The 22,825-nt window shown below is 65.4% G+C and carries 26 protein-coding genes; 13 read left to right on the top strand and 13 right to left on the bottom strand.

What is annotated here, in order from left to right; translation table 11 throughout:
- Nucleotides 1–315 precede the first annotated feature (315 nt).
- Nucleotides 316–651 carry a multidrug efflux SMR transporter gene (locus tag EXV95_RS17045; protein ID WP_176887772.1) on the top strand — a complete coding sequence of 112 codons (336 nt, stop codon included), beginning with the start codon at nucleotides 316–318 and terminating at the stop codon, nucleotides 649–651.
- Here the strand turns inward: EXV95_RS17045 and EXV95_RS17040 are convergent.
- Nucleotides 645–1,358, bottom strand: coding sequence for a zf-TFIIB domain-containing protein (locus EXV95_RS17040; protein WP_370460088.1), 714 nt, complete (start codon nucleotides 1,356–1,358; stop codon nucleotides 645–647). The two genes, EXV95_RS17045 and EXV95_RS17040, sit on opposite strands and share 7 nt — an antisense overlap.
- Nucleotides 1,359–1,542: 184 nt before the next feature.
- On the opposite strand from EXV95_RS17040, the gene EXV95_RS17035 reads away from it, so the two are divergent.
- From EXV95_RS17035 to EXV95_RS17020, 4 genes are all read left to right on the top strand, one after another.
- Nucleotides 1,543–2,829: a solute carrier family 23 protein gene (locus EXV95_RS17035; RefSeq protein WP_176887770.1), complete on the top strand. Its 1,287-nt coding sequence runs from the start codon at nucleotides 1,543–1,545 to the stop codon at nucleotides 2,827–2,829.
- Between the two features lie 120 nt (nucleotides 2,830–2,949).
- Nucleotides 2,950–4,491: an acetyl-CoA hydrolase/transferase family protein gene (locus EXV95_RS17030; RefSeq protein WP_176887769.1), complete on the top strand. Its 1,542-nt coding sequence runs from the start codon at nucleotides 2,950–2,952 to the stop codon at nucleotides 4,489–4,491.
- Nucleotides 4,492–4,649: 158 nt separating this feature from the next.
- The gene (locus tag EXV95_RS17025) at nucleotides 4,650–5,801 is read left to right on the top strand and encodes an ABC transporter substrate-binding protein (protein ID WP_176887768.1); all 1,152 of its coding nucleotides are present in this window, start codon (nucleotides 4,650–4,652) and stop codon (nucleotides 5,799–5,801) included.
- 254 nt (nucleotides 5,802–6,055) lie between these two features.
- Nucleotides 6,056–6,478 (top strand): hotdog fold thioesterase, encoded by a 423-nt coding sequence (locus EXV95_RS17020; RefSeq protein ID WP_176887767.1) that lies wholly within the window; start codon nucleotides 6,056–6,058, stop codon nucleotides 6,476–6,478.
- Between the two features lie 198 nt (nucleotides 6,479–6,676).
- Here the strand turns inward: EXV95_RS17020 and EXV95_RS17015 are convergent, their stop codons facing one another.
- Both EXV95_RS17015 and EXV95_RS17010 read right to left on the bottom strand, forming a co-directional pair.
- A complete protein-coding gene (locus EXV95_RS17015; protein WP_176887760.1) occupies nucleotides 6,677–7,246 on the bottom strand; it encodes a cob(I)yrinic acid a,c-diamide adenosyltransferase in 570 nt (189 codons plus the stop codon).
- Between the two features lie 238 nt (nucleotides 7,247–7,484).
- Nucleotides 7,485–7,925, bottom strand: coding sequence for a hypothetical protein (locus tag EXV95_RS17010; protein WP_176887759.1), 441 nt, complete (start codon nucleotides 7,923–7,925; stop codon nucleotides 7,485–7,487).
- Nucleotides 7,926–8,272: 347 nt separating this feature from the next.
- Between EXV95_RS17010 and EXV95_RS17005 the strand changes: the two genes are divergently transcribed.
- A complete protein-coding gene (locus EXV95_RS17005) occupies nucleotides 8,273–8,635 on the top strand; it encodes an EF-hand domain-containing protein (protein WP_176887757.1) in 363 nt (120 codons plus the stop codon).
- 132 nt (nucleotides 8,636–8,767) lie between these two features.
- Here the strand turns inward: EXV95_RS17005 and EXV95_RS17000 are convergent, their stop codons facing one another.
- From EXV95_RS17000 to EXV95_RS16965, 8 genes are all read right to left on the bottom strand, one after another.
- Nucleotides 8,768–9,562 carry an amino acid ABC transporter ATP-binding protein gene (locus EXV95_RS17000; protein ID WP_304503256.1) on the bottom strand — a complete coding sequence of 265 codons (795 nt, stop codon included), beginning with the start codon at nucleotides 9,560–9,562 and terminating at the stop codon, nucleotides 8,768–8,770.
- Nucleotides 9,546–10,199, bottom strand: a complete 654-nt coding sequence (locus tag EXV95_RS16995; RefSeq protein WP_176887755.1) for an amino acid ABC transporter permease — start codon at nucleotides 10,197–10,199, stop codon at nucleotides 9,546–9,548. Before EXV95_RS16995 ends, EXV95_RS17000 begins: the two co-directional genes overlap by 17 nt.
- Nucleotides 10,200–10,205: 6 nt before the next feature.
- Nucleotides 10,206–10,880 (bottom strand): amino acid ABC transporter permease, encoded by a 675-nt coding sequence (locus tag EXV95_RS16990; protein ID WP_176887753.1) that lies wholly within the window; start codon nucleotides 10,878–10,880, stop codon nucleotides 10,206–10,208.
- Between the two features lie 73 nt (nucleotides 10,881–10,953).
- Nucleotides 10,954–11,775, bottom strand: coding sequence for a transporter substrate-binding domain-containing protein (locus EXV95_RS16985; RefSeq protein WP_176887751.1), 822 nt, complete (start codon nucleotides 11,773–11,775; stop codon nucleotides 10,954–10,956).
- The gene (locus tag EXV95_RS16980; protein WP_176887749.1) at nucleotides 11,772–12,578 is read right to left on the bottom strand and encodes a GntR family transcriptional regulator; all 807 of its coding nucleotides are present in this window, start codon (nucleotides 12,576–12,578) and stop codon (nucleotides 11,772–11,774) included. The genes EXV95_RS16985 and EXV95_RS16980 overlap by 4 nt, the downstream gene beginning before the upstream one ends.
- A 114-nt stretch (nucleotides 12,579–12,692) precedes the next feature.
- Nucleotides 12,693–14,201 carry a carboxylesterase/lipase family protein gene (locus EXV95_RS16975; RefSeq protein ID WP_176887747.1) on the bottom strand — a complete coding sequence of 503 codons (1,509 nt, stop codon included), beginning with the start codon at nucleotides 14,199–14,201 and terminating at the stop codon, nucleotides 12,693–12,695.
- A complete protein-coding gene (locus tag EXV95_RS16970; RefSeq protein WP_176887745.1) occupies nucleotides 14,198–15,193 on the bottom strand; it encodes a tripartite tricarboxylate transporter substrate binding protein in 996 nt (331 codons plus the stop codon). Before EXV95_RS16970 ends, EXV95_RS16975 begins: the two co-directional genes overlap by 4 nt.
- A gap of 95 nt (nucleotides 15,194–15,288) precedes the next feature.
- Nucleotides 15,289–15,981: a TetR/AcrR family transcriptional regulator gene (locus EXV95_RS16965; protein ID WP_176887743.1), complete on the bottom strand. Its 693-nt coding sequence runs from the start codon at nucleotides 15,979–15,981 to the stop codon at nucleotides 15,289–15,291.
- A gap of 170 nt (nucleotides 15,982–16,151) precedes the next feature.
- Here EXV95_RS16965 and EXV95_RS16960 point away from each other — a divergent pair, with 170 nt between their 5' ends.
- The 5 genes from EXV95_RS16960 to EXV95_RS16940 all read left to right on the top strand — a co-directional run bounded on the left by EXV95_RS16960 (nucleotide 16,152) and on the right by EXV95_RS16940 (nucleotide 20,494).
- Entirely contained in the window at nucleotides 16,152–17,576 is a 1,425-nt protein-coding gene (locus tag EXV95_RS16960) for an FAD-binding oxidoreductase (protein ID WP_176887741.1), read from the top strand.
- 217 nt (nucleotides 17,577–17,793) lie between these two features.
- On the top strand, nucleotides 17,794–18,132 hold the full coding sequence (locus EXV95_RS16955; protein WP_176887739.1) for a hypothetical protein: 339 nt from the start codon (nucleotides 17,794–17,796) through the stop codon (nucleotides 18,130–18,132).
- A 182-nt stretch (nucleotides 18,133–18,314) separates the two neighbouring features.
- On the top strand, nucleotides 18,315–18,974 hold the full coding sequence (locus EXV95_RS16950) for a class I SAM-dependent methyltransferase (RefSeq protein ID WP_176887738.1): 660 nt from the start codon (nucleotides 18,315–18,317) through the stop codon (nucleotides 18,972–18,974).
- A 184-nt stretch (nucleotides 18,975–19,158) separates the two neighbouring features.
- Nucleotides 19,159–19,716 (top strand): GNAT family N-acetyltransferase, encoded by a 558-nt coding sequence (locus EXV95_RS16945; RefSeq protein WP_176887734.1) that lies wholly within the window; start codon nucleotides 19,159–19,161, stop codon nucleotides 19,714–19,716.
- A 28-nt stretch (nucleotides 19,717–19,744) separates the two neighbouring features.
- Nucleotides 19,745–20,494 (top strand): hypothetical protein, encoded by a 750-nt coding sequence (locus tag EXV95_RS16940; RefSeq protein ID WP_176887730.1) that lies wholly within the window; start codon nucleotides 19,745–19,747, stop codon nucleotides 20,492–20,494.
- 185 nt (nucleotides 20,495–20,679) lie between these two features.
- Here EXV95_RS16940 and EXV95_RS16935 read toward each other — a convergent pair whose 3' ends face one another.
- Complete coding sequence (locus EXV95_RS16935; RefSeq protein ID WP_176887729.1) at nucleotides 20,680–21,024, bottom strand: antibiotic biosynthesis monooxygenase; 345 nt, start codon at nucleotides 21,022–21,024, stop codon at nucleotides 20,680–20,682.
- The gene (locus tag EXV95_RS16930) at nucleotides 21,021–21,365 is read right to left on the bottom strand and encodes an NIPSNAP family protein (RefSeq protein ID WP_176887728.1); all 345 of its coding nucleotides are present in this window, start codon (nucleotides 21,363–21,365) and stop codon (nucleotides 21,021–21,023) included. Before EXV95_RS16930 ends, EXV95_RS16935 begins: the two co-directional genes overlap by 4 nt.
- Nucleotides 21,366–21,443: 78 nt before the next feature.
- On the opposite strand from EXV95_RS16930, the gene EXV95_RS16925 reads away from it, so the two are divergent.
- On the top strand, nucleotides 21,444–22,169 hold the full coding sequence (locus tag EXV95_RS16925) for a helix-turn-helix transcriptional regulator (RefSeq protein ID WP_176887727.1): 726 nt from the start codon (nucleotides 21,444–21,446) through the stop codon (nucleotides 22,167–22,169).
- Nucleotides 22,169–22,492, top strand: coding sequence for a YnfA family protein (locus EXV95_RS16920; protein ID WP_218135510.1), 324 nt, complete (start codon nucleotides 22,169–22,171; stop codon nucleotides 22,490–22,492). Before EXV95_RS16925 ends, EXV95_RS16920 begins: the two co-directional genes overlap by 1 nt.
- Nucleotides 22,493–22,825: the final 333 nt, after the last annotated feature.

Here is a 22,825-nt window from a genome sequence, read left to right as displayed (position 1 = left end):
GGCTGGTTGGTTGTTTGCGACGGGGCCCACCAGAACACAGGCCTGCGCCATTGTGAACGGGTTGGAGTGTGGTGCGGGGGGATGGGCTGGGTGCGTGAAGGGACACCTTCACGCCCTCCATCCGGCGCTGCCGCTGTGTCAACGCTCCATGATCCGCGCAAATGCAAGGGACCGCCAGAGCCTGCGTGGGGTGTTCTTGATGGATCGCAAGGGCGTGGCTACACTGCGGCCCTTCACCACCTGGGTACCGCTTCATCGTACTGCCCGTGTCACTCGGTACAAGTGACAAACGGGCATGTTCGGCCAAGGTGCCCCATGAATCCAAACCTATCGGCCTGGCTGCTCGTCGCAGCCAGCGTCATTGCAGAAGTTGCTGGAACCGTCGCGCTCAAGTACTCCGATGGCTTCTCCAGACCCCTCCCGTCCGGCATGGCAGCTGCGTGCTACGCGCTCGCCATCTGGCTCATGGCCGTGGCCATGCGCCAGCTCGACATGGGCGTCACCTATGCAGTCTGGGCCGCCAGCGGCACGGCGGCCACGGCCGTGGTGGGGATGGCGCTGTTTGGCGAGCCAGTGGGTGTCATCAAAGTAGTGGGTCTGGTGTGCGTGGTAGGAGGCGTTGTCATGCTCCACCTCGGAAGCCCTCAGTGATGGCTTCTGGTGTTGATCAAGGCCCACACCAACTCCACCCCCGCCGTCACCAGATCGCCCGTGAATGAGCTGTCATCGGCGTCACTGGTGCTGGTGAACGCGCGCTTTTGCCGCTCGCGTTCGGCGCGCGTGCGGTCGCGCTCCAGGGCCACCAGGGCGTCGCCGATGTCCACGGGGCTGGAAGGCTCGGCGCGCGGACTGCTGGCCTTGGCGTAGCCCTCCATGGCGCGCACCACGGCTTCGGGGTCGATAAGCGAAAACGCGGCGCGGCAATAGGGGCACGCGTGATCCTTGCGGATGTCCACGGGGGCGCCGCAGCTGGTGCAGTAGATGGCGCCCACGCGTTTGGCCAGGTCGTCGATCTCGGGGCGCGTCATGTGGCGCACAAAGCCTTTTTCGACCATGAAGGACGAGAAGGTGCTGAAGCGGCCATGCTGGCGCGCGCAGCGGTAGATCATGTAGCGGCCGCTGCGCACCACGTCAAACCCCTTTTCCAGAGGCTTTTCGCAGCGCGGGCAGTCCATGCGGGTGCTCAAGGGCTGGTGCTGGTCGGAGCGGTGCTCATGCAGCAGGCGAAACAGCTCGACCACCGATGCGGGGGTGAGCTTGAGGTTTTCTTGCCTGTCAAACCAAAGGCCCTGACAGGCGAAGCAAATGTCCAGCTCCAGCCCCCCGCCCAGGTTGCTGGTGAACTGGTGCTGCTCCATGGGTTGGCGGCAAGAAGGGCAGGACGGCTGAGAGTGCATGGCGGCGGTGCCCACAAGGGGCAGAGCGGGGTAGGCCCAAATGCTAACCGGGGCACGGCGGGCGCCCGGCGAAAGAGTTGCAGCTTCACGGCATTGCCTCACCCATCCACTAGCATTCGCGCCTCAACAACAAGGAACCGACAAGATGGGATTCATGAACTGGCGCGCAAAAAGCGCTGAGGTGCTGCAACAAGGTGGGGTGATTGGGCCCGATGAGCGGCTGCCCTGGCCGCAGACGGCGGTGATGGGCGTGCAGCACGTGATTGCGATGTTTGGGGCCACGGTGCTGGCGCCCATCCTGATGGGCTTTGACCCGAACGTGGCGATTTTGATGAGCGGCGTGGGCACGCTGATCTTCTTCCTGGTAACGGGAGGCAAGGTGCCCAGCTACCTGGGGTCGAGTTTTGCGTTCATTGGCGTGGTGATTGCGGCCACGGGCTACGCGGGTAAAGGGGCCAACGCCAACATCGCCGTGGCGCTGGGCGGCATCATTGCGTGTGGCCTGGTCTACACGCTCATCGGCGCGCTGGTGCAGGCCATTGGCACGGGCTGGATCGAGCGCTTCATGCCGCCCGTGGTCACGGGCTCGGTGGTGGCGGTGATCGGGCTGAACCTCGCGGGCATTCCCATCAAGAACATGGCGGCCAGCAACTTTGACAGCTGGATGCAGGTGGTGACCTTTGTGAGCGTGGGCCTGGTGGCCGTGCTCACGCGCGGCATGGTGCAGCGCCTGCTGATTCTGGTGGGCTTGATCGTGGCGAGCATCATCTACGCGGTGCTGACCAATGGCCTGGGGCTGGGCAAGCCCATGGACCTGTCCGCACTGGCCAACGCCGCATGGTTTGGTTTGCCCAACTTTGCTGCGCCGGTGTTCGAGGCCAATGCCATGCTGCTGATCGCGCCCGTGGCCATCATCCTGGTGGCCGAGAACCTGGGCCACATCAAGGCGGTGACGGCCATGACGGGCCAGGACCTGGACCGCTACATGGGCCGCGCGTTCATTGGCGACGGCGTGGCCACCATGGTGAGCGGCGCTGCAGGCGGCACGGGCGTGACCACCTATGCCGAGAACATCGGCGTGATGGCGGCGACCAAGATCTATTCCACCGCCGTGTTCTTGCTGGCGGGCGTGTTTGCGCTGGTGCTGGGCTTTTCCCCCAAGTTCGGCGCGCTGATCCAGACCATTCCGCTGCCGGTAATGGGCGGCGTGTCCATCGTGGTGTTTGGCCTGATCGCGGTGGCGGGCGCCAAGATCTGGGTGGACAACAAGGTGGACTTCTCGCAAAACAAGAACCTGATCGTGGCGGCCATCACGCTGATCCTGGGCACGGGCGACTTCACGCTCAAGTTCGGCCAGTTTGCGCTGGGCGGCATCGGCACCGCCACGTTTGGAGCGATCCTGCTGTATGCGCTGCTCAATCGCAGGGGTTAAGCGTATTCTTAAGGGTTAACCCTTAATTTGTAAGAAACGAACGCTAGCATCCTGGGTTTTGTCCACGGGGCCATCCGCTCACCGGGCGGGTGGCCTCTTTTCTTTCTGCGGAGTTTGTTCATGTCCCTGGCCGATCGGGTGCTGTACCCCGACTTTCTTTCCCGCACCATGTCCGCCGATGAAGCGGCTGCCCTGATCCCTGCCGGTGCCCATGTGGGCATGAGCGGCTTTACCGGAGCAGGCTACCCCAAAGCGGTGCCGGGCGCGCTGGCCCGCCGCATCGAAAGCCTGAACGCGCAAGGCCATGGCTTCAAGATCGGGCTGTGGACGGGGGCCAGCACCGCGCCTGAGCTGGACGGCGCGCTGGCCCAGGTGGACGGCATCGAGATGCGACTGCCCTACCAGTCCGACCCCACGGTGCGCCGCCAGATCAATGCGGGGCAGATGCAGTATGTGGACATCCACCTGTCGCACGTGGCGCAGTTCGTGTGGTTTGGCTTTCTGGGCAAGCTCGACGTGGCCGTGGTCGAGGTGGCGGGCGTGCTGCCCGACGGGCGGCTGATCCCCTCGTCTTCGGTGGGCAACAACAAGACCTGGCTGGACCAGGCCGACAAAATCATCCTGGAAGTGAATGCCTGGCACAACCCGCAGCTCGAAGGCATGCACGACATCTACTACGGCACCGACCTGCCGCCGCACCGCAAGCCGATCCCGATGACACGGCCCGACGAGCGCATCGGCGAGCCCTATCTGCGCTGCGACCCGAGCAAGGTGATCGCCGTGGTGATGACCAACCAGCCCGACCGCAACAGTGTGTATGCCGCGCCGGACGACACCTCCAACCGCATCGCAGGCCACATCATTGAGTTTTTGCAGCACGAGGTGAAAAAGGGCCGCCTGCCCAAAGACCTGCTGCCGCTGCAGTCGGGCGTGGGCAACATCGCCAACGCGGTGCTGGCGGGGCTGAACAACGGGCCGTTCGAGAACCTCACGGCCTACACCGAGGTGCTGCAGGACGGCATGCTGGACATGCTGCGCTCGGGCACGCTGGCGAGCGCATCGGCCACGGCCCTGTCGCTGAGCCCGGCGGCCATGCAGGACTTCAACGAGCGCATCGACTATTACAAGCAGCGCATCGTCCTGCGCCCGCAGGAGATCAGCAACCACCCCGAGTTGATCCGCCGCATGGGCCTGATTGCGATGAACGGCATGATCGAGGCCGACATCTACGGCAACGTCAACTCGACCCACATCATGGGCTCCGCCATCATGAACGGCATCGGCGGCTCGGGCGACTTTGCGCGCAATGCCTACCTGTCGATCTTCATGACGCCCTCGCTGGCCAAGAACGGCAGCATCTCGTGCATCGTGCCCATGGCCTCGCATGTGGACCACACGGAACACGACGTGCAGATCCTTGTCACCGAACAGGGGTTGGCTGACTTGCGCGGGCATTCGCCCACGCAGCGTGCGCAGATCATCATCGACCGCTGCGCGCACCCGGACTTCCGGCCCGCGCTGCACGACTACGTGGCCCGCGCCAAGCGGGGCGCCGTGGGCCAGCACACGCCGCACCTGCTGAACGAGGCGCTGTCGTGGCACCAGCGGTATGTGGAGACGGGCAGCATGCGCGCGCCAGCGGGCCCTGGCAGCGCGGTGTAAAGAGGACACCCCCAGGCCTGCCAGGCCTTTGACAGCCAATTGCCAGCCTGGGCAGATAAAATCAGGGTTAACCCTAGGTCTATCGACCTCCCCCCGTCCACCCTCCACCAGCCCCCATCCGGGGCTGGTGGCTTTTTTGCCTGCGAGTTTTTTTGACCATGCAACGCCGTCAGTTCACCCAATCCCTTGTGGCCGCCAGCACCGGCCTGCTGCTTGCCACCTCGTCGCGCGCCGTGGGCGTGCAAGACCCGATGGACGCCAAGAGCGTGACCATTGGCTGCTCCATCGGCATGACCGGCGCACTGGCCAGCCTGGGCAAGGAATTGAAGCAAGGGCTGGATGCGGGCATTGCACAGGCCAACGCCAAGGGCATCCATGGCCGCGAAATCAAGCTGCTGGCACTGGACGACGGCTACGACGCCGCGCGTTCCGAAGACAACGTGCGCAAGCTGATTGCCGACGCCAACGTGGTGTCGCTGATCTCCTGCATGGGCACGGCCAACAACCAGCGCATCCTGCCGCTGGTGGACGAGGCGCAGATCCCCTATGTGGCCCCACAGAGCGGTGCCACGTCGCTGCGCAAGGCCGAGTACCGCTCGGTGTTCCACGTGCGCGCCAGCTACGCCGATGAAGCCCAGCGCCTCACACAAAAGCTGGTGTCCATGGGCATGAACGACCTGGCCATCGTGTACCAAGACACGGCGTTTGGCCGCGAGTTTCTGGCGGACGTGAACAAGGCCATGGCAGCCGCCAAGCAACCAGCACCCAAGGCTTTCAAGCTGGATGCACAGGGCGCGCAGGTGCCCGATGTGGTGGGCAAGGCCGTGGCCGCCAAGGCCGCCGCTGTGCTTCTCGGAACCGCAGGTGACGTTACCGCCACACTGATCAACGAGTTCAAGAAGGTGTCGTCCAGCACGCCGCTGGCCGCCACCAGCGTGGCGCTGTCGGGCGACAACCTGCGCCAGCTGGGCGGCAAGGCCTCGGGCATTGCGCTGTCGATGGTGCTGCCGGACGCGGCCCGCACCAGCGTGGCCGTGGTGCGCGACTACCAGAAAGCCATGCGCGCGCTGGGCTACCAGGAGTTTTCGGCCCGCAGCTTTGAAGGCTATGTGAATGCCCGCGTGCTCACCGAAGGCCTGGAACGCGCCGGACGTGAGCTGACCCGCGCCAAGCTGCGCAGCGCACTGGCCGGTATCCGCAGCAGCGACCTGGGTGGCCTGTCCATCGACTACGCCAGCGGCGCGCCGTATGTGGGCTCGCGCTTTCTGGACCTGGGGGTGATGGGAGCCAACGGCAAGTTTGTGGGCTGAGGCTAGGAGCCTGTCGGACTTGGAGCGTCGATAGCGAGAATCGGCCCCAGCGAGGACAGTTTTTGCCGGATTTGCAGCCCCATAGCCCGGCTATGGGGCAAAAAGACGGTAAAAAATGGACCGCTGCGGCCGATTTGCAGCCGACGACTTCCAAGTCCGACAGGCTCCCAGGCACCTGCGGCACAGGGCGAGGCCACGGGCATTGGCACAATCATCGGCTTGCACTGACTTGGCCCTGCGGCCCCTTCAACACCATGCCCATCTGGAAAAAACCCATCGACCTGGCCCTGCTGGAGGCCGCCAACCGCAACACCGCCGTAGAGCACCTGGGCATTGAATTTGTCGAGGTGGGCGACGATTTTCTGCGCGCCCGGGTGCCGGTGGACCACCGCACCGTGCAACCCTTCGGTCTGTTGCACGGCGGGGTCAGCGTGGTGCTGGCCGAGTCGCTGGGCTCCACCGGCGCCTACTACACCCTGCCCGAGGGCTACCGCGCCGTGGGCCTGGACATCAACGCCAACCACCTGCGCTCTGCCACCAGCGGCTGGGTGACCGGGACGGCACGGCCCGTGCACATTGGCCGCACCACGCATGTGTGGCACATCGATATGCACAACGAAGCGGGTGAGCTGACCTGCGTGTCGCGGCTGACGATGGCGATCCTGGCGCCCCGGTAGAGATCATCCCCCTGAGGCGCTGCGCGCCTTCCCCCTTCTCTCGAATCGCTTGCGCGATTCGGGAAGGGGGACACCGCCAGCGCGGCGGGGCGGCCCTTGCGCGGCGGTCCTGGCCTTGGGGCGCGCCAGTTTCTGAAATTGGCGGGAATTTGAGAGAAATCAGCCTCCAGCGCTTGATATATAAGCGCTGACAGCTATCTATTCAGTAGCATTCTGCTGCGCCAGGTGCTCGCTTTTCCAGTACACGTCATCGCCGCCGTCCATGCGATTGAGCACGCGGGCCAACACGAACATCAGGTCGGACAGGCGGTTGAGGTACTGCCGGGGTGCGTCGTTGATGGCTTCTTCGTTGCCCAGCGCCACCACCACACGCTCTGCGCGGCGCGCCACGGTGCGGCAGACATGGGCTTGCGCGGCGGCGCGGGTGCCTGCGGGCAGGATGAACTCCTGCAGCCGGGGCAGCGCCGCGTTGTGGTGGGCCAGCGCCTCATCGAGCGCCAGCACCGCCTCGGCCTTGAGCAGTTCGTAGCCGGGAATCGACAACTCGCCCCCCAGGTTGAACAGCTGGTGCTGTACCTCGACAAGCAGCTCGCGCACATCGGCGGGAACGCGCTCGCACAGCAGCAGGCCGATGTGGGAGTTGAGTTCGTCCACGTCGCCCAGAGCATGGATGCGCAGGCTGTTTTTGGAAACGCGTTGGTTGTTGCCCAGTCCGGTGGTACCGGCGTCGCCGGTGCGCGTGGCGATCTGTGTGAGTCGGTTGCCCATGGGGTGCCTCGGTAAGGTGGAGCGCAGGTGGCAGGGGCGCCGCATGCGGTGGAAGAATTCGCAGATTCTCCGCCACCCAGGCCTACTGGGGTGAGAGGGGGCCTATCACCCTGCTCTCCGCACAAGAAGCCACATTACGATATGGCTTCACCGTGCCACGCGCTGCCCAGACAGACCGACGCCCCAGCCATCACACGCAAGGGCGTTGGTCCGAGCCCGCAGACTATGCACGGCCCGATCAGTGGGTCATGGGGGTGCGGTTGAGCTTGTCAATGTCGGCGGTGGATACACCCGTGTTCGTGGGCTGCAGGGTGTTCCAGGCGTTCGCATGGTAGGTGTCCCACTCCTTGCGCGACACCATCCCGTCGCCATTGCTGTCCATCAAGCGTGCATTGACACGCGTCTGTGCGGTGGCTGCGGCCTTCCCGCCTGCTGCACTGGGGTTGATCTCGGCCACAGGGGCGGCACGGCCATCACCCGCGGTGGGGTTGGCGGGTGCAGCGCTGCTCTGGCTGCTGCGCATGTCCACCTTGTTCTGGGCATTGGCAGCCGGAGCGCCGCCCGATGCGGTGGGGTTGACTTCTGCGGGCGGACGCGCGGTGACGTTGGCGGGGGCTTGTGCCAAGGCGGCGGTGCACGCCAGTGTGGCCAGAGCGGCGAGGATGGTTTGCTTATGCATGAAAGGCTCCTTCGATAAAACACCAGAACAAGCGAATTGCTTGGATTCATTGTTTTGGCGCGCACGCCCGTCGCTTGTAGGACGTACACGGGCCTGCCGGTCATCCTGCGCACAAGCGCCACCGTGGGGCATGCCGCCCCAAGCCCCTTTCACCGATGCCACGGCTGCAGGCAGCCTGCGAGCTACTTCTGGCTACATCCACCCGCAAAAACTACATAGACCGGCCCTGCCGGGTTACACCACGCTGGGAAATGTTGACCTGGGCAACAGCAGGCAAGAGTGCTGGCTTTCACCACCGTGCTGCGGTGCAATGCAACCCTGTTCAACTTCGAAGGAGCTTAGCTTCCATGAAAGCACTGCAACGACGCACCTATTCGTTCGACACGCGCAGCGTGATGCTTTTCGCCGCCATCTCCCTGGGCGGCGCGGGCGCATTGCAAGCACAGACCACTTCGGCATCGCCCCAACCCTCCCCGAGCAGTAAAACGGCACCCCAGGCGGACTCCAAATACTCTTATGGCCCCGGCACCGGCAACCCGTCCAGGGCGGCCACCACGGCATTCAACCGCGCAGACCTCGACAAGGACGGCCAGCTGACCGTGAAGGAAGCGACCCAGCTGCCAGCCATCAGCCAGCGCTTCAAGGAACTGGACAAGGACCAGAGCGGCGCACTGTCACCCTCAGAATTCGAGAAGGGCCTTCTGTCCTGATTTTTTCGTGAGGCGCCTGAGCCTGGCATGGGTGCCAGCCTCCGGGTGACCTCTGGGATGTAGCGGGCCATTGGGGCCTGCGGGCCCGCCTGCCCTGGAACGCTCCAGACCGCAGGCGGGTTTTGTTTTTGGTCAGTCGTGCAGCGACGACAGGAACTGCTGCAGCTCGGGCGTCTGCGGGTTGCCAAACAGCTCGGCGGGCGCACCTGTTTCATGCACGCGGCCCTGGTGCATGAAGATCACGCGGTCGCTCACCTTGCGGGCAAACGCCATCTCGTGCGTGACCATCATCAACGTCATGCCTTCCTGCGCCAGCGACTCGACCACGCGCAGCACCTCGCCCACCAGTTCCGGGTCCAGCGCCGAGGTGATTTCGTCGCACAGCAGCACCTGCGGCTCCATGGCCAATGCACGGGCGATGGCCACACGCTGCTGCTGGCCACCGGAGAGCTGCTCGGGCATGGCGTCGAACTTTTCCGCCAGGCCCACACGTTCGAGCAGCTTGCGCGCCTGCGCTTCGGCGGCCTTGGCGTCGCGCGCTTTCACCAGCGTGGGTGCCAGCATGATGTTGCGGCCCACGCTCAGGTGCGGGAACAGGTTGAAGCTCTGGAAGATCATGCCCACCTGCTGGCGCAACTCGCGCATGGCCGTCGGGCTGTCGTGCAGCAGCTTCTTGCCGTTGACGCTGAGAGCGCCCTCCTGAAACTCTTCCAGCCCGTTCACGCACCGCAGCAGCGTGCTTTTGCCAGAGCCACTTTTGCCGATGATGGCAATCACCTCGCCGCGCGCGACCTTCAGGTCAATGCCCTTGAGCACCTCGTTGGTGCCGTAGGACTTGCGCAAGGCCGTGATGTCCACGATGGGTGGATCGCTCACCACGATGCCATCGTGGGCGGGGGCGGGGGTGGTTTCAACGGCGATTGCCATGGAGTTTCCTTTCAAGCGATTGCGCCACCAGGCTAACCGGGAAGCACAAAACAAAGTACAGCAGGGCCACGCAGGCGTAGACCAGAAACGGCTGGTAGGTGGCATTGGAGATCATGCTGCCCGCCTTGGTCAGCTCGACAAAACCAATCACCGAAGCCAGCGCCGTACCCTTGATCACCTGCACCAGAAAACCCACCGTGGGCGGCACCGCAATGCGCAGTGCCTGCGGCAGCACCACATGGCGCAGCTGCTCGCCAAAGTTGAGTGCCAGGCTCTGCGCGGCCTCCCACTGGCCCTTGGGGATGGAGGCCACACAGCCGCGCCAGATCTCGGTGAGGTAGGCGCTGGTGTAGAGCGTCAGCGCCACGGCCGCAGCCGTCCACGGTGAGGTCTTGATGCCAAACAGCGCAATGCCGAAATACGCCAGGAACAGCTGCATGAGCAACGGCGTGCCCTGGAACACCTGCACATAGGCACCGATCAAGCGCTCGGTGCCACGCACCTTGGACAGGCGCAGCACCAGCAGCAGCAGGCCCACCAGGCCGCCACCGATGAAGGCGATGAGGGACAGGGATACCGTCCAGCGCGCTGCCAGCAGCAGGTTGCGCAGGATGTCCCACAGAGAGAACTCGACCATGGCGGCTTACCTCCCGACCAAGAAACGTGCGCCCACCCACATGAGCAGGCGGCGGGTCAACATCGACAGCGCCAGGTACACCAGCGTGGCGAGGATGAAGGCCTCGAACGCACGGAAGGTGTTGCTGGAGATCAGGTTGGCCGCATAGCTCAGCTCGGGCGTCGAGATTTGCCCGCATACGGCCGAGCCCAGCATCACAATGATGATCTGGCTGACCATGGCAGGCCACACCTTTTGCAGCGCGGGCGGCAGCACCACACGCTGGAAGGTCTGGCCTGGCGTCAGTGCCAGGCTATGCGCAGCCTCGATCTGGCCCCGTGGCGTGGCCTCGATGCCGGCACGGATGATCTCGGCCGAATACGCGCCCAGGTTGATCACCATGGCCATCACCGATGCAAACTCGGGCGAGAGCTTGAGCCCCAGCGCGGGCAGGCCGAAGAACAGGAAGAACAGCTGCACGATGAAGGGCGTGTTGCGCACCAGCTCCACATAGCTGGCCACCGCCCAGCGCAGTGGCAGTGCACGCGGCCCCAGGTTGCGGGCGCGTGCCCACGCACAGGCCGTGCCCAGCAGCAGGCCCAGCACAGTGCCAACGATGGTCAGGCCAATGGTCCAGAGCACGCCGCGCACCAGCAGCGGCCACGAGGAGAGCACGGCAGAAAAATCAAGCGCAATCAGCATGGTGCGGATGCCCCGTGGCGCTTGTCACGCCACGGTCCTGTTCGGTTCTTTCAGCGGGGGGCGAAAACTGCGATCACAGGGGCAGGTCGCCCGCGGGGCGGCCCAGCCACTTGCTGGACATCTTGTCGATGTCGCCCGACTTCTTGGCCTCGGCAATGATCTCGTTCACGCGCAGGCGCAGCTTGTCTTCACCCTTTGCCACGCCGATGAAGTTGGGGCTGTCTTTCAGCAGCAGCTTGTATTCGGTCTGCAGGTTGGGGTTCTTGACCATGATGGTGCCCGCCGTAGAGGCGCTGGTGGCGATGGCCTGCGTCTGGCCCGACACAAAGGCCGAGATGCTGGCGGCATGGTCTTCAAAGCGCTTCACGTCCACGCCGGGGGGCGCGACCTTGGCCAGCTCCTGGTCTTCCATGGCGCCACGCGTCACGGCCACGCTCTTGCCGGTCAGGTCGGCAAAGCTCTTGATGTTCAGGCTCTTGCTCGCAAACACGGCCTGGAAGAACGGGGCATAGGCCGCAGTGAAGTCGATCACCTTCTCGCGCTCGGGGTTCTTGCCCAGCGTGGAGATCACCAGGTCGGCCTTCTGCGTCTGCAGGTACGGGATGCGGTTGGCGCTGGTCACGGGGATGAGCTCGACCTTCACGCCCAGCTTGGCGCCGATGTAGTTGGCCATCTCCACATCCAGGCCCTGGGGCTTGAGGTCGGTGCCGACAAAGCCGTAGGGCGGGTAGTCGGTGGGGATGGCGATCTTGATTTCCTTGGCCTTGAGGATGTTGTCCAGCGCGTTCTGTGCGTGCGCAGCGGGCGACAAGAGCGCGGCCGACAGGCCGGTAGCGGCCAGGAGGCCCAGAACCAGGCGGCGGGTCGAGGATGCGGGGGTGCGGCGGATGGTCATAGCAAGGCTCCTAGGTAGGTGGATGTGTCGGCAGAAGCTGCGTCCTTGTCGGACGCCGGGGGGGTGGAACTCTTGGATGCAGCGCGGGGCTTGCGCTGCCGTGGCTGCGCGGGGGTATCCGCTGCAGCGGTGTTCTTGCGCACCGGGGCCAGCGCATCGCGCAGCCCGGCCAGCGGGTCGCTGCTGGCCTGCAGGCGCAAGGCCGACTGCACGGTGCCGATGTGCTCAGCCATCAGCGCTTCGGCGCGGGCTATGTCGCCCGCTTCCAGCGCCTCGACAATGCGTACATGGTCCTCGCACGACTGCGCGGCGTCGTGCGACGACTGGTAGAGCATGGCAATCAAGGTGGTGCGCGCGGTGAAGTCGCGCAGCGTGTCGGCCAACAGGCTGTTGCCCAGGCATTCGGCCAGGCACACATGAAAGTCGCCCAGCAGAAAGCTGCGCACGCCCACATCACTGCCCGCCAGGGCCGCTTTTTCACGCTGCAGGTGGCTCTTGAGCTGGCGCACGGCCGCCTTGTCCACCGTCTTGAGTTGGTGCAGCAGGCCCAGCTCAATCACGCGGCGTGCCTCGAAGGCTTCACGCGCCTCGTCTTCCGAAGGTTCGATCACATACCAGCCGCGCCGCGCGCTCACCGTGACGATGCCGCGCGTGGAAAGCCGCGTCAGCGCCTCGCGCACGATGGTGCGGCTGCAATCGAACAGCATGGCCAGCTGCTGCTCGCCCAGGCGCGAGCCGGGGGCAAGCTTTTGGGCCATTACGGCTTCGATGATGCGGTTGCTGATCTCGGTGGCGGTGGTCATTGCCCTGCACCGATTGCAGGTTCCGTGCCAACTGGTATACAAGATGGATGCACCAGTGTGGCGCACCAACCCGTGGCGGCCCAGACGGGGATCAGCGGGCCTTGCCCTTTCCGCTCAAAGAATGCCCTCCCACACGTTGAACCGGGCGGGGTCGCTATGGATTTCGCAGTGCGACGCGCTGTCGAAATGTTGCACCCATGGCGTGGAGCCGTCATAGCGCGCCCAGCCGGGCTCGCCCTGGTGCGCAAAGCTTGCCCAGCTTTGGTGCATCTCCTGCGCCAGATGGGCGGGCGGCGCGGCCCCGGTGAACTCCTGCCCCTGGGCAGTGTGCAGGTTGGCAAACACAAACGGCAGCTCCACCGCGTGCGCCGCGCCCAGCCGCCCCCGCCACTGGGGCGACGCCCAGCCAAACTCGTAGCGGTGGGCGCTGCGGGTCCATTCGCTGGCCAGCGCTGCGATGCGCTGTGCAGGCACGCGGTAGTAGAAATCAGACTGCAGGGCCGACAGCAGCTCGCCCGGTTTCTGCTGCGCAGGCGGCAACAACGCCTGATAGGCGCGCACCGCGTCGGTGGGCAAACCGACATCCTGCGCAAAAGCCAGTACCTGGGCATCGGTCACGCGGTCGATGGCACCGCCTGGTACGTGGTACAGGCGCATCTCGTCCACATTGCTGCCCACCAGCACCTGCAGGTCCGGCGGATCGGCCATCCATTGCTGCTGCATCGCTTGCAACGGCGCCGCCGCCAGCACCCGCCCATCGACCACGGGCCTCAGCGGAAAAAAATTGCGCCCGCCCAGCCCGTGCTGCAGCCGCAAGACCGGATCTGCCGCCAACCTGTGAACGGCATGCAGCACGGAGTCGATAGGTGCCGAGGCGAGCGCCGCGCGGCGGGGCGCCACGCCCACCAAGGCCGCCACGGCATGGCGCACGGCGGCGGCTTCCTCCAGCGTCTGGCAAGCCACGCTTGGGCTTTGCAGGATGACCCTTTGGAACAAGCCCCGCGACGCTGGCATGCCCAGCAGGCACGCCAGAGCGCCCGCGCCCGCCGACTGGCCGAACACCGTGACCTGCGCCGGGTCGCCACCCCAGGCGTGGATATGGTCTTGCACCCATTGCAATGCAGCAATCTGGTCCAGCAAGCCCCGGTTGGCGGGCGCACTGTCGTCCTCGCTCTCGAAGTGCATGAACCCATCCATGCCCAGCCGGTACTGCAGCGACACAAACACAAGCCCCTGCCGGGCGAACGCTGCGCCGTCGTACAGCGGCTCGCTCGCGGAGCCGCGAAAGAAGCCGCCACCATGCACCCACACCATGACGGGCAAGCCCGCGCCCAGCTCGGCAGGCGGCGCCCACACGTTGACGGCCAGGCAGTCCTCGCCACCCAGCAGGGGCGCATCGGCCTTTGCCGTGCGGGCCAGTTGCAGCGCCATGGGTGCAAAGGTGGTGGCATCGTGCAGGCCGGACCACGGCAATGCAGGCACCGGTGCCGCAAAGCGCAGCGCACCACCTGGTGCCTGGGCATACGGCACACCACGGAACACACGCACGCCCTGGTCCCACAAGCCCCGCAGCTGGCCGCCGTGGGGCAGCGTGACTTGGGGTGCCGCTGTGCCCACCGTCATTCCGTGGCCAGGCCCAGCTTGTCGATCAGCGGGCGCCACACGGCGGCATCGCGCGAGGCCCAGGTGCGTACATCGCCCGGCGCCGAGGATGTGAGCGTGACGTTCATGGCCTCCAGCCGCGATTTGTACTGCGCGTCGCTCGTCCGGCACTTTTCGGTGATGGCGTTGAGCTTGCCCAGCAGTTCGGGCGGCGTGCCCGCCTTGGCCACCACCGCAATCCACGCGGGCCGCGCCAGATCAGCGGCGGCGGGCAGGGCCTCGGCAATCGTGGGCACATCGGGCAGCAGGGCTGAGCGCTCTGCGCCAAACAGCGCCAATGGCACCAGCTTGCCCGCCTTGACCTGGGCGGCGGCCGTGCCGATGACCAGGGTCATCGCATGGATCTGCTGGCCCATCAGCGCCGTGAGGCCCGCGCCCTCGCCCACAAAGGGCACATGGGTGCCGGGCACGCCCAGCTTCTCGACGAGTGCGGAGGTCAGCAGATGCGCAGGGCTGCCCTTGCCCGGCGACCCGAAGTTGACGCCCCCCGGTGTGGCGCGCGCGAGTTTTTGCAGATCCGACAAGTTGGTGATGCCCTGCCCCGCAGGCACCGCCAGCACCAGCGGCGATGTGCCCAGCACGGCCACACTATCAAAGTCGCGCAGCGGGTCGTACGGCGCCTGCTTGTACACATAGGGCGTGATCGTCATCTGCGACATGCCGATGCTCAGCAGGTTGTAGCCGTCGGCGGGCTGACCCTTGAGGTAGTTGACCGCCAAGATGCCGTTGGCTCCGGGCTTGTTCTGCACCACCACGGCCTGGCCCAGCTCACGCGCGGCGCAGTCGGCCCACACGCGGGTCATGGCGTCCGATCCGCTGCCGGGCGGCTGCTGGGCAATAAGCTGGATCGGCTTGGCCGGGTAAGCGGCGGGCTGGCCCATGGCGGCACCTGCCAGCAGCATGAGGGTGCCCAGCAGCGGGATGTGCGGCGCGCGAGGGAAGCAAGGGGTCATGGTGTTGTGTCTCCTGGAGCTTGAGATGGGAAGGAATCGGTTTGCACGGTGCCCGGCGGGAAGCGCGTGCACGCAGGCACCGCAGGTGCCTGGGCTTAGCGGCGGCGCGAGCGTTGGGTGGCTGGCGCGGCGCGGGGGGGGCGGGCGGCTGCCGTTTCGCAGCGGGTGGCAATGAGGTCGGCCAGGCAGGCTAGCTGCGCTTGTTGTGCAGCATCCGGCGCGCCCGGCTGCGCAGGCGCAAAAAGCTGCAGCATCCCCAGCCCGCGCAGCGACGACAGCACCAGGCCCAACAGTCCATCCCGGTCGGCCTCACCGGCCAGTTCGGGGAAGGCGCTGAAAAAGCCTTCGTGCATGCGGGCCTGCACACTCTGGCGCAGCTCGGCAATGTGGCCCAGCACCTCGGGCTGGTTGCGGCAGCCCAGGTAGATGTTCCAGGCCACGATGAAGCGCGGCTGCGCATAGACCAGACTCCACACCGCCTGCACAAACTTCGCAGCGCGCTCGCGCGCCGGCAGCGCGGGGCTGGGCCAGAGTTCGCCCGAGCGCACGGTGGACTCGATCAGCTCGCTCAGCACGTTCATCATCAGCACCGCCTTCGACTCGAAGTGGTGCTGCACTGCGCCTGATGTCATGCCCGCCGACTTGGCCAGCTCGTGGATGGACATCTCCTCCAGGCTGCGGTGCTGGATCACGTCGATGGCCGTGGCGATCAGGTGCTGGCGGGTGGCGGCGCTGCGCTCGGCATGGGTGCGGCGCACCCCGGCCTTGGGGGAAACACGGTGGTTCATGGCGCTTTCACAATATACATTTCGAACGTAATGTATTTATGCAGGCGTCGACCAACAAGCCCGTGAATACCCGCATCCCCGCACAGGCCCAAGGTGGATCACCCAGGGCCCGGCCACGGGGCCGAACCTAGAATGCTTCTCACTGACCGCACCCACCGGAGACACACACCATGAACGCCCCTACCGCTGCCGCCCACCTGCTGCCCGAAATCAAGCTGCGCGACGTGCCCCAGGCCCTCATCGATGCGCTGCAGGCCCGCTTTGGCGCGCAGTGCTCGCTGGCCCAGGCCGTGCGCGAGCAGCACGGGCGCGACGAGGGCTCGTTGCAGGCCCCGCCGCCCAGCGCCGTGGTGTTTGCCGAAAGCACGCAGGATGTGGCCGACGCGGTGAAGCTGGCCAGCCAGTACGACGTGCCCGTGATCCCCTACGGCGCGGGCTCGTCGCTCGAAGGCCACCTGCTGGCCGTGCAGGGCGGCATCAGCATTGACGTGAGCCGCATGAACCAGGTGCTGAGCATCAATGCCGAAGACCTCACGGTGACCGTGCAGCCCGGCATCACGCGCAAAGCACTGAACGATGCGATCAAGGACACCGGCCTGTTTTTCCCCATCGACCCCGGCGCAGATGCCAGCATTGGCGGCATGGCCGCCACCCGCGCCAGCGGCACCAACGCCGTGCGCTACGGCACCATGCGCGAGAACGTGCTGGCGCTGGAGGTGGTGACCGCCAGCGGCGACATCATCCACACCGGCACCCGCGCCAAAAAGAGCAGCGCGGGCTACGACCTCACGCGCCTGATGGTGGGCAGCGAAGGCACGCTGGGCGTCATGACCGAGATCACCGTGCGCCTGTACCCGCTGCCCGAGGCTGTGAGCGCCGCGATCTGCTCCTTCCCAAGCATCGAAGCGGCCGTGCGCACCACCATCCAGACCATCCAGATCGGCGTGCCGATTGCGCGCGTGGAACTCATCGACCACCACACCGTGCGCATGGTGAACGCGCACAGCAAGCTCAATCTGCGCGAAGAACCCATGCTGCTCATGGAGTTCCACGGCTCGCCCGCCAGCGTGAAAGAACAGGCCGAGATGGTGCAGGACATCGCCAGCGAATTCGGCGGCCAGGCCTTTGAATGGGCCAGCACGCCCGAAGAACGCACCCGCCTGTGGACCGCCCGGCACAACGCCTACTTCGCGGCCGTGCAAAGCCGCCCCGGCTGCCGCGCCATCAGCACCGACACCTGCGTGCCCATCAGCCGCCTGGCCGACTGCCTGCTCGAATCGGTGGACGAGGTCGAAGCCAGCGGCATCCCCTACTTCCTCGTCGGCCACGTGGGCGACGGCAACTTCCACTTCGGCTACCTCATCGACCCCAACAGCGCCGAAGAACGCACCAAGGCCGAAGCCATGAACCACACGCTGGTGGCCCGCGCCCTCAGCATGGGCGGCACCTGCACCGGTGAGCATGGCGTGGGCATCCACAAGATGGGCTTTTTGCTGGACGAGACCGGCACGGGCGCGGTGGACATGATGCGCGCCATCAAGCGGGCACTGGACCCGAAGAACATCCTGAACCCGGGGAAAATTTTTGCGCTGTGAGTGGGCCGCCTCGTGAACGGGCTCGCTGACTGGCGCAGCTCGGATTGGGGTTTTTTGGCACCTGGCGCTTGTCTGACAAGCGCGAAAAGCTATTGTTTTTATAGCATTTTTGGTGCACGGCTCGCTTTCACGCCGCTCGATCTGTCCCAGCGCTCCGCCCCGCTCCCATCGGTTGCTGGAAGCGACGCGCTGGAACCGTGCAGCGTTGGTTGGCCGCATGAAGAGCTTGCGCGCCGCTGTGCTGGTCGTGCTGGTCGGTATCGGTTTCTCGGCGGCTGTGGGCGCGTTGGCACTGGCGGTCCTGCCGCCTGGATGGGCTTCGACCACCTACCTGTGGCCCGGCATCCAAACCGCTGCACTCCTTGTCCACATCACTCCCACTGCGGTGGTGTACTGGCTCGTGCCCGGGGGCGGGGCCCCGGCCTACCTCCTGCACGTACTGACCGGAGCTTTCGTCTCGTGGGCCGTGCTCTTTGCGCTTGCGGCGTTTGCAATTCGGCGTGACGCTAGGGCGCTCCTCACGCGCAGATCACAGGCTCCTAGAATGAGGCAATGATCAAGTACTCCTTCCCAGCTGCGCCGGTGACTTACAGGCCTCCAGCAAACCCCCCCGCAGTCCTGGCCAGTGAGTTGATCGACTACCAGGCATGCCCGTTGTGCGAGAGCAAAGCCTTTCGTCCGCTGCGCAGTGCGGACTGTTCCCACCACCCTCGCTACAGCCAAGAACTCTCTCGCACCATGCATTGGAGCCAATGCGCGGCGTGCCAGCATGTTTTTCGCAGCGGCTACTACACCGAAGCAGCGCTGAATATCGTTTTCCGTGGCACCAACGAATCCCAGGTGGTCGGCTATGACCTGGAGCGGCAGCGCTATGTGTCTGCGCAGATGATTGAGAAAGTGCTGCCCTACCAGACCGGCGGCACGTGGCTGGACGTGGGGTTTGGTAATGCATCGCTTCTGCTCACGGCGCACGAGTACGGCTTCGAGCCTGTGGGCCTGGACCTGCGTCCGCAATCGGTGGAAGAGTTGCGCCGATGGGGCGTGGCAGCCCATTGCCAGGATGTCAAAGGGTTCGAGCTGTCGCGCCCCGCCAGTGTGATCAGCATGGCAGATGTGCTGGAGCACATGCCGTATCCCAAGGTGGGCCTGCATGCCGCCCACCGACTGTTGCAACCGGGTGGCGTGCTGCTGATCTCCCTGCCCAACTCGGGCTCCATGGTCTGGAAAGCACTGGATGCCGGCAATGCGAACCCGTACTGGGGTGAAATCGAGCACTATCACAACTTCGACCGCGACCGCCTGTATGCATTGCTGGCCGAATGTGGCTTCAAGCCCGTGCGCTATGGCATCAGTCAGCGGTACCGCGTCTGTATGGAAGTGATCGCGGTGAAAGCCTAGGCAGGCGGTACACACAACGCACGCCCACGGTCGGCATGGCCCACGGAAGTCCTGACCAACTTTCCCCTGCGCGAAGCACGCCGCAGGGCGTGTACCGACTGTGATGCAATGGCCATTGGACACGCAGGAGGGGCCAGAATGCGCGGCTCGTCCTGTTGCAGACGCTTCCTGGTGAGAAAACCATATGCAGGCCCCCCATCCCACAAAACACCGCTTTCGTATTGAGCTGGTCGCCGAACACCAGCATGCATCACTGGTCGACCTGCTGTGCGAACTGCACGCCTTCTACAACCAAGGCGCCACACCCCCTCGGCAGGTGGTGATGGAGCATCTCCGCCAGAACCTCTTGGCGCCCGGCTCCGCCCAGCGTTTGCTGGTGGCTTCGCGCAGCGATGGCGTTGTGGTGGGCCTGGCGGCGTTCTCGCTGGTGTATTCGTTGGTCGAATTTGCAGAGGACCAGCGCAGACACTGCCAGCTCAAAGAGTTGTATGTAAGTTCGGCCGCAAGAAGCCAGGGTGCGGGCCGGGCGCTCATGCACGGGCTCGCCCGATATGCCATGGAACACAGCTGCCGCCGCATCGACTGGCCTGTGAAGGCTTCAAACGCCCGGGGAATCCTGTTCTACGAAAGCCTGGGTGCCGAGCGCGTGGCCGAACGGCTGAGCTACCGGCTGACGGAGCCCGCACTGGGCCGGCTGGTACTCGAAAGTGGATGTGCCGACGTGCGGTCTGCGCAGAGCTAAGCTGCACTGAACATCGGAGATCTCCACCTTGTTTCGCTCTTTCGTACTCCTGCTGTCCCTGCTGGGCAGCGCCGCCTTTGGCGGATTGCTCCTGGTATCGCTGCTGCAACCTACCTGGATTGAACACGGTGCGCGCGAGCTGATCCGCCAGCAGATCGAGCACAAGACGGGCGAAAAGCTCCGGGCCCTGGACGAACGCTTTCTGAGCGCCCAGGCGCGGGTCTTCTTGCGCGGCAAGGAGCAGGAGATCAACGCCGCGCGCAAGGCGCTGTCTGCGGGCCTGCCCGCCCGGGTCGCGGCCATTGCGGCCGAGATGGGGATTCCGGCGTGCGAGTGCCGCAAACGGCGGCAACAACGGCTGGAACTGCAGATTGGCACGGCGCAGCAGATGCAGGCCCAGCTCGATGCGCTGATCCGCAGCGCCTACATGGATACGGCCGAAAAGCTGTTGCGCGAATTGCGCATCTTCAGCGGTGCCAATGCCCTGGCATTCGCCCTGCTGGGCCTGGCCGCATGGCGGCGACCCCACGGCGCCGGTGGGGTGTCGCTGGTGCCGGCCACCGCCACCCTCCTTCTGGCCACGCTGGCAAGCAGCGCCATCTACCTTTGGGGCCAGAACTGGCTGCACACCGTCGTGTTCGGCAGCTACGTGGGCTGGGCGCAGCTGGCATACATCGCGCTGGTGTACGCGTGGCTGTGCGATCTGCTATTGAACCGGGCGCGGGTCAGCCTGCACCTGTGCCAGGGCAGCATGAGCGGCGCTGTGTCCCCTTGCTGAAGGCTTGCCCCTCCTGCGGATCTCTCCTGTCTCCGCATCCTCCGCCGGTGGGTGCTGACCCGGCAGCAAATCTGGGTGGCAGCCCCCTTTCTCCTGCGCTGGTGCAGGCCACCACAGTTCGAAACGCGGCCATGGCGAAGCTTGCCCGGCAGCACGGCCGTCATAGCCGGGAGCGCAGGCTCCCGTCAGCTGTGCACTGACCGTGAATCTGCGGGAGCCTGATTGCGGTCGTGCATGCCGTAGTCGCGCACCACGGCGGCGACGCGCAGGCGGTAGTTGTCGAAGATCCGCTCGCGGCCTGCTTTCTGCGTGGCGCGGTGGGCTTCCATCTGGCGCCATTGCGCCACCGCTTCCTCGTCACGCCAGAACGAAAGCGACAGCAGTTTGCCGGGAGCACTGAGGCTCTCGAACCGTTCGATGGAGATAAACCCGTCGATCTGCTCCAGCAAAGGCCGCAATGCAGCGGCAGCGCCCAGATAAGCGTCCTGCTGGCCCGGAGCGGGCTGTACCTCGAAAATGACGGCCATCATGCGCTGATCTCCAGTGGGTGTGCGGGCAGGCCCAGCGTGCCCTCCACGCCCTGCGTGAACGTGCGCTCCTCGCGCAGGATGAAGCGCTTTTCCTGTGCCATCGCAAAGTTGGCGCGGCCTTCGGGGTCGGAGCGCAGGCGGGCGCGGTAGGCCTCGTAGACAGCCAGCGACTCAAAGCCGATGAGCCCCCAGGCCTCGTAGTTGCTGCCCTCGTGCGGCAGAAAATAGCCGATCAGGTGGCCCCCGCAGCGCGGGATGATCTGGCCCCAGCGGCGCGCGTAGTCGGCAAACAGCTCGCGCTGGAAGGGGTCAATGTCGTAGCGGATGAAGCAGGTGATCATGGTGTTCAGAAGTCGTTGGTGGACAGGGCTTCACGATAGGCGGTTGACGTCCTTCGATGGTTCGCCCAAGATCGAACCATGAAAGACGGCCCCCACATCGCGCGCATTGCCGCGCTCATTGGCGACAGCGCGCGCGCCGAAGTCCTCACGGCCCTGATGGCCGACCGCGCACTCACGGCCACCGAACTGGCGGCGGTGGCAGGCGTGACCAAGCAGACCATCAGTGCCCACCTGGCCAAGCTGCTCGATGCGGGCCTGCTGACCGTCGAGCACCAGGGCCGCCACCGCTACTTCCGGCTGGCTGATCGCGATGTGGCGCACCTGCTGGAATCGCTCATGAACGTGGCCTTCCGCGCCGGTGCCGTGCGCCTGCGCGCAAGCCCGCGCGAGCCCGCGTTGCGCCGCGCGCGCATGTGCTACGACCACCTGGCCGGCGAAGTGGGCGTGCAGTTCTACGAAGCCCTGGTGCGCCAAGGGCTGCTGCAGGCCACACCCCAGGGTGCAGCGGTGACGCCCGCAGGCGCGCGGTGGTTTTCCCAGGTGGACATTGACACCACGGCACTGGCGCAGCAGCGGCGCATGCTGTGCCGCCCTTGCCTGGACTGGAGCGAGCGCCGCCACCACCTGGGCGGCGCGCTGGGCGCTGCGTTGCTGCAGCGCCTGTTCGACGGCGGATGGGCGCACCGGGCACAGGGCTCGCGCGTCGTGCACTTCACCGCCAAGGGCGAACTGGCGCTGCGCCAGTGGCTGGCAACCAGCCCAGAGGCACCGCCATCCACCGCCATTCGCGGCCCCGAACAATGATGAAGACCTTGCCGCTCTTCATCGCCACCGCCCTGGCTGAAATCGTGGATTGCTACCCGCCCTGGCTGTGGCTCAAACAGGGCAAGCCGATGTGGCTGCTGATCCCTGCAGCGCTGAGCCTCGCCCTGTTCGCGTGGCTGCTCACGCTGCATGACACCGCAGGCGCGGGGCGCGTGTATGCGGCCTATGGCGGGGTCTATATCGGCGCGGCGCTGGCCTGGCTGTGGATAGTCGATGGCATTCGGCCCACCGTCTGGGATACGGCGGGCGTACTGGTCGCGCTGGCGGGCATGGCGATCATCATGCTGCAGCCCGCGCGCTAGGGAGCCTCTGCGTGTCCACCCCCACGGGCCGCGCGCGCCACTGCAACCCCTTATAACACCCTCCTCATTTGCAACATCGTGCTTTATAAGCAGGGCCTTCTTATCTTCAAAAGATTGTTCATGCGCACTTCAACTGAGACAGTTTCTTCTGCCCTTACGCGCCGCCACTTTGCTTTGTGGATGACAGTCTCAGGGCTTTCTCTTTCTGCTTGCGGAGGAGGAGACGGTTCCTCGTCACCGGCCCCTACGCCCGCACCGCCTCCGGCACCTGGGTCGGCCTCGCTCAGCCTGTCTGCCGGCGCACTGGGGGGCGTGGGTTTCCTTGCAGGCACC

It is taken from the genome of Acidovorax sp. JMULE5 (assembly GCF_013376875.1).
GTDB classification, from domain to species: Bacteria; Pseudomonadota; Gammaproteobacteria; order Burkholderiales; family Burkholderiaceae_C; genus Acidovorax; species Acidovorax facilis.
The sequence above is the reverse complement of the archived record's forward strand: the minus strand, read 5'-3'. Positions and strand labels throughout refer to the sequence as shown.